Source organism: Pseudoflavonifractor sp. 60, from assembly GCF_009911645.1.
GTDB lineage: Bacteria > Bacillota > Clostridia > Oscillospirales > Oscillospiraceae > Lawsonibacter.
This window is the reverse complement of record NZ_QWKI01000289.1, coordinates 1-3,196: the sequence shown is the minus strand read 5'-3', so window position 1 is coordinate 3,196 and position 3,196 is coordinate 1. Positions and strand designations below refer to the sequence as shown.

Below are 3,196 nucleotides of genomic sequence, written 5' to 3'. Positions count from 1 at the left end.
ATTGCCTTTTCCGCCTCCTTCTTCTCTTTTTTCTACTCCCTTGAGGAAAAGGTGTCAACTTTTTTTATACCACATCAGTTTTATCGCTGGCGTTATAACCCAAGGAGACCAATTTGTCATAGTTTTTGAAGTACAGGTAATAGCCGCCGATATTGTGCTGAACATCGTCGATGCGGATACGATAACCGTCATGCCGTACCATAAAGGTATTTAATATCCGTTGGGGATTTGCCATGTACATAGCGTACTCGGGATAAAAATATCCGTTCAGCTGCCGGTCTACGCGAACAGAAATTGTATCCAAAAGCATTTGCAAATCGAAATTTTCAACCGCAATTCCATGCTCCACGGCCCGGTCATATGTTTCAAATGCGGCCATCAGCAGTTCCAGATAGGTGTGATAGGTTGTATCCCGCTCATAAATCACCTTTAGATTGTTTTGGGCGTTGGCCAGAGCGAAAACGTAATAGTCCTGATTGTCCGGGATATGCTTTGTAATTTCGTTCATGCTGTATGCAACCCAATGGTCCTTGTACTGTGTATAGTCCGCGGCAATAAAGTGTGCCACTGCACATTTCGCCGCTTCCAGCCAGCGCGGGTCGCCGGTGAGGCTATACAGGCGGCACAGGGCAAAGGTGGCCTCGCCGTCATAGTAGACGGTACGGTATTCCTCTTTGCGTGTAAAATCACCGTTCAAAACGTGGTAATATTCGCCGGAGGTTTCATCCAGCATAGACAGGATACCTTCTCCCAGGGCACGGCAGACGCCGGCATATCTGTCACTCTGGAATACGTCCATATATTCTGTCAGAGCCACCACTGCAACACCGCAGCCGCCCAGCTTGATCTCATCAGACTTTTCCTCGTAGAGGTAAGCCCGGCCCTGGGAGTCGTAGATCACCTGGTCAAGCATATAGTCGATGGTCCGCTCCATTTTTTCTGCCAGCTCCTCATCCGGGGCCAGCCGGTAGCGGCAAGCCAGCGACCAAAGCGTACTTGCGTGGCGGACAATGTTATAGTTATTGATGTTATTGTCAAAACGGGGATAGATCCCATAAACAAAAGAGCCGTCCTCCTGAATCTGATCTTCCAGAAATGCGGAGGCGTTCATAATAAGCTCCAGCGCATAGTCGGCGTCAACAGTCTCCGCCCGCCGTCCATAGTCCAGGCCGTCTGCTCGCAGCGCCCATACATCCTTATTTTCATCGCAAAGCCAGCCCTTGCATTGAAACAGCGTGTAGGCATTGGGCAGGCCCTCCAGAGACTCCCGCCCCGATTTCTTCAAATAGGTGTTCAAGTAGGAAAAATCCAGTCCGCCGTTGTCATAATCATAGATTTTTGCACCGTTGAGCTCCGCCTCCAGAAGGGCAGTCTCATATCGGGGATCGAAAGCGATACCATAGCGGTAAAACTCGCTGCGTGCCCGCAGGACCTCCTTATTCAGCTCCGAATCGTCCAGGACCCGGGAGGTATAGACCACATCAGCCTTGACCCACACGGGATCATAATTGCTGCCGGTCAAAAACGCCGTCGCCTTTTCATTGGCGGCGCTCCATGCGGAACGCAAATCAGCGCCCGTTCCACAGAATACGCTGGATCGTTCCTCTGTATTGCACAGAGAAAGGAACACAGCGTGTCCAGCCTGCCCGCCTGCGGGACTTTTTCCCAGGTCAGACGGGTTCTCAAAAGCACTGGCCTCCAACAGCGCCAGCTTTTCCTGATAAATTGCCGTGTTGGACGCTGTCTCCCTGCCGCCGCGGACAAAGAAGCACACCGCCGCAACAAGGAGCACCGCCGCCGCACAGAGAGTCAGCAGCTTTTTGGGCTGAAGTTGATTGCTTTTTTCTGGTTTCTTATTCTGTTTACTCATAGTTCCATCTCCATTTCAACCCTTTAATGCAAGGAGTGCGGCCCGGTTGCCCAGGCCGCACTGTGCGTAGGATTCAGGGTATTGGATTACTCGTCGGCATCCTCGCGCTTCTTACCAAAAGACAGATAGATCAGCGCTGCGCCGGAAAGTGCAGTGAGGATCCCCCAGATATGGGAATTGTCTCCGGTTTGAGGCACGTCGGCCAGAGGCACATCCTCTTCCTTGATCTCGGTGGGCTCCTCCTGCTGCTCGATTTCTTCGGGCATATCAACAAGGGGAACATCCTCCTCCTCAATGTCGGTCTGATCCTCGGGCAGCTCGTTCAGAGGCACATTCTCATCAGGGACCTCCACCGGAGGAGTGGTATTGCTGGGTGTGCTGGGGGAGGGAGGCGTCGGCTCAGTGTCTATGTCAGTGTCGGCATCCGCATCGGCGTCGGCATCAGCGTCGGCATCTGCATCAGCATCGGCGTCGGCGTCAGCATCCGCATCAGCGTCGGCATCCGCATCAGCGTCGGCATCTGCATCTGCATCAGCATCGGCGTCGGCATCCGCATCAGCATCGGCATCAGCGTCAGCATCCGCATCGGCGTCGGCGTCTGCGTCAGCATCAGCATCGGCGTCCGCGTCTGCATCTGCATCGGCATCTGCGTCGGCATCTGCATCGGCGTCTGCGTCAGCATCGGCATCCGCATCTGCATCGGCGTCTGCGTCAGCATCAGCATCGGCGTCGGCATCCGCATCAGCGTCAGCATCCGCATCGGCGTCGGCATCGGCGTCTGCGTCAGCATCTGCATCGGCGTCTGCGTCAGCATCCGCGTCAGCATCCGCATCGGCGTCGGCATCTGCGTCAGCATCGGCGTCTGCGTCAGCATCAGCATCCGCGTCAGCGTCAGCATCTGCATCGGCGTCTGCGTCAGCATCGGCGTCTGCGTCAGCATCCGCGTCAGCATCTGCATCCGCGTCGGCATCAGCATCCGCGTCAGCGTCAGCATCCGCGTCAGCGTCAGCATCCGCGTCAGCGTCAGCATCTGCATCGGCGTCTGCATCCTGAGGACGCCTCGGAGCTGCCGCTGGAGGAGGATCAGCATCCGCGTCAGCGTCAGCATCCGCGTCAGCGTCGGCATCCGCGTCAGCGTCAGCGTCCGCGTCCGCGTCAGCATCCGCGTCAGCGTCAGCATCTGCATCGGCGTCTGCATCCGCATCGGCGTCAGCGTCTGCATCCGCGTCGGCATCAGCATCCGCATCGGCGTCGGCGTCAGCATCCGCGTCTGCGTCTGCATCCGCGTCAGCGTCAGCATCCGCGTCAGCATCGGCGTCGGCATCT

The 3,196-nt window shown here is 56.0% G+C and carries 2 protein-coding genes and 1 pseudogene; all 3 read right to left on the bottom strand.

The window, feature by feature from the left end:
- Positions 1–64 precede the first annotated feature (64 nt).
- The gene (locus D1646_RS21650; RefSeq protein ID WP_160638423.1) at positions 65–1,870 is read right to left on the bottom strand and encodes a glycosyl hydrolase family 88; all 1,806 of its coding nucleotides are present in this window, start codon (positions 1,868–1,870) and stop codon (positions 65–67) included.
- An 86-nt stretch (positions 1,871–1,956) separates the two neighbouring features.
- The gene (locus D1646_RS23545; protein WP_347565272.1) at positions 1,957–2,202 is read right to left on the bottom strand and encodes a doubled motif LPXTG anchor domain-containing protein; all 246 of its coding nucleotides are present in this window, start codon (positions 2,200–2,202) and stop codon (positions 1,957–1,959) included.
- Between the two features lie 74 nt (positions 2,203–2,276).
- Positions 2,277–3,196, bottom strand: a pseudogene (locus tag D1646_RS21645) (hypothetical protein); the annotation flags it as partial.

Excerpts from the sequence above, each read along its gene's own strand:
- D1646_RS21650 (WP_160638423.1), bottom strand. The coding sequence starts at position 1,870 with ATGAGTAAACAGAATAAGAAACCAGAAAAAAGCAATCAACTTCAGCCC.